General features: G+C 68.9%; 2 protein-coding genes. Both read left to right on the top strand.

Annotated features, from left to right (window positions below; all coding sequences use genetic code 11):
• The coding region (locus FG93_RS31190; RefSeq protein ID WP_162835444.1) for a calcium-binding protein at positions 1-2357 on the top strand (2357 nt) is incomplete at its 5' end.
• A gap of 138 nt (positions 2358-2495) precedes the next feature.
• Positions 2496-2780, top strand: a 285-nt coding sequence (locus FG93_RS12195) for a biotin/lipoyl-binding protein (protein WP_244448590.1), incomplete at its 3' end; no start/stop codon positions are given.

Genomic DNA, 2780 nt, shown 5'->3' with positions numbered 1-2780 from the left:
CCCCGCCGATCGATTACGAGCAGCTGCCGCTGCGCCGCTTCTCGCCGGCGAAGCTCGAGGATGTCTTCGGCGGCGATCCGGCCAGCAACGACAACCTGACGCTCGGCAGTGGCGGCGGCCTCTCCGGCAGCACCAGTGCCGGTGGCGGCCAGGCCTTCGAGGGGATCGCCTCGGTCGGCGGCCCTTCCGGCGGCCACCATCCCGGTCCGGGCAGCAACCCCGGCCCCGGTGGCCCCGGCGGCGAGAAACCCGAGGGTCCGCGCGGCAACCGCGCCCCGCAGCTTGCCGGCGTCGTCAGCCTGCGCAGCATCGGGCGCTGCGAGACGTTGCTGATCACCGCGCTCGGCCTGCTCTTGGGGGCGCGCGATCCTGATGGCGATGCGCTGGCGATCCGCAATCTCACCGCCTCCAGCGGCACCCTGACCGCGGTCGAGGGCGGCTGGGCGTTCACCCCGACGCCCGGCTATTTTGGCCCGGTGACGCTGAGCTACCAGGTCAGCGACGACACCGTCGCGGTCGCCCAGACCGCGGTGTTCAGCGTCGTCGCGTTCACCGAGATCAACGGCACGGCCAGCGATGACAGCCTGACCGGGACCGAATGCGCCGACCTGATCGACGGGCGCGACGGCAACGACGTGATCGATGGCCGCGGCGGCTCGGACATCCTGCATGGCGGCGCCGGCAACGACTTCATCCGCGGCGGCGCCGGCCATGACCTGATCTATGCCGGCCGCGGCAACGACATCGTCCATGGCGGCGCGGGCAACGACACCATCCATGGTGGCGACGGCAACGACCAGCTCTTCGGCGAGGATGGCGACGACATCATCTTCGGCGAGGCCGGCAACGACATCATCGTCGGCGGCAAGGGCAACGACCAGCTCTCCGGTGGCGCCGGTAACGACCAGATCCAGGGCGGCGAGGGCAACGACCAGATCGCCGGCGATGCCGGCGACGACGTCGCCCATGGCGATGAGGGCGACGACACGGTGGATGGCGGCATCGGCAATGATGAAGTGCATGGCGATGCCGGCAACGATCACGTCATGGGCGGCGCCGGCAATGACCTTGTCTATGGCGAGGACGGCAACGACCTCCTCGATGGTGGCGCCGGCGACGACGAGATCGATGCCGGCGACGGCGACAACACCATCTTCACCGGCGACGGCAACAACAGCGTCCGCACCGGCAATGGCAACAATCTCGTCACCGGTGGCGCTCATGTCGACCTCGTCCAGTTCGGCGCGGGCCAGGACACGGCGCGGCTCGGTGGCGGCGACGATGCCGCGGCGGGCGGCGGTGGCAACGACCGGCTCTTCGGTGAGGGCGGCAAAGACACGCTCTCCGGCGAGGCCGGCGACGATCTGCTCGACGGCGGCGAGGGCGACGATCACCTTGCCGGCGGCAGCGGCAAGGACCGGCTCACGGGCGGCACCGGCAACGACATCCTCGATGCCGGCGAGGGCGATGACGAGGCCGCGGGCGGGACCGGCGACGACATCGTCTTCGCAGGTGACGGCGACGACAAGGTCGAGGGCAATGACGGCAATGATCGGCTCTTTGGCGAGGATGGCGACGACCGGATCGAGGGCAATGCCGGCAAAGACGTCATTGATGGCGGCAGCGGCCATGACTGCCTGCTCGGCGGGGCCGGCGATGACGTGATCCAGGGCGGTGTCGGCAACGACCGGATCGAGGGTGGCTCAGGCGCGGATACGCTCGATGGTGGTGCGGGCACGGACCAGGTCGAGGCTGGGGCCGGCAACGACGTGATCATCGGCGCGCTCGATGCCGCAGCCGATGGCTATGAGGGCGGCAGCGGCTGCGACACGCTGGATTACTCCCAGGCAACGCAATGCATCGACATCAGCCTGGTCGAGGGCAAGGCGGTCGGCGTCGAGATCGGCGAAGACGGGTTTTCGAATATCGAAGCGGTGCTCGGCGGCAGCGGCCACGACCACTTCACCATCGGCACTGAGGCGGTGACGCTCAGCGGCGGCGCCGGCGACGACACCTTCTCGTTCGACGTGCCCTATGACGAGGACGATCGCGACCTGATCCACCAGATCCTCGATCTCGAGGCCGGCGACCGCATCCGGATCAAGCAGTACCAGATCCGCACGGATGACGATGATGACGACGGGGATGGCCACGGAAACGGTTCCGATGACGATGCCTTCGACCGCACCTATGGCGACGATGGCGACGATGCCGGCCGGCCCTTCCGCTTCCGCATCGAGAAGATCGGTGACGACGACCGCACCTTCGTCGACGTCTTTCTCGAGCAGACCGACGAGAAGGACTACTCGATCGAGATCCAGGGCAGTCACAGGCTGTATTATTATGACCACGACTGACCCCGGTGCGGGGCCGCAGCGCCTCGCATCCCGGGCCGGCTGACGGGAGAGACCAGCATGACCAGGCGCAGTGTCACATCGCAGGCCGGCGGGGACGCCAGCGGGGAGCGCGAGCCCAACTTCGGTCTCGGCCGGCATATGCTCGCCGGCACGGCGCTCGCCCTGCTGCTGGTCGTCGGCTGCGGCGGCTGGGCCGCCAGCGCCCATCTCAACGGCGCCGTGATCGCGCAGGGCTCGGTCAAGGTCGACCAGAACCTGAAGGAGGTGCAGCACCGCGACGGCGGCATCGTCCAGGCGATCGCGGTGCGCCAGGGCGACCGGGTCGAGGCAGGCCAGACCCTGTTCTGGCTCGACGATGTCCAGACCAGGGCCGAGCTCTCGATCATCCGCTCGCAGCTCGGCGAGAATCTCGGCCGCAAGGCC

It is taken from the genome of Allobosea sp. LC85 (assembly GCF_000735605.1).
Lineage (GTDB): Bacteria > Pseudomonadota > Alphaproteobacteria > Rhizobiales > Beijerinckiaceae > Allobosea.
Note: the sequence above shows the minus strand (reverse complement) of the source record. Positions and strands in the feature narration are given on the sequence as shown.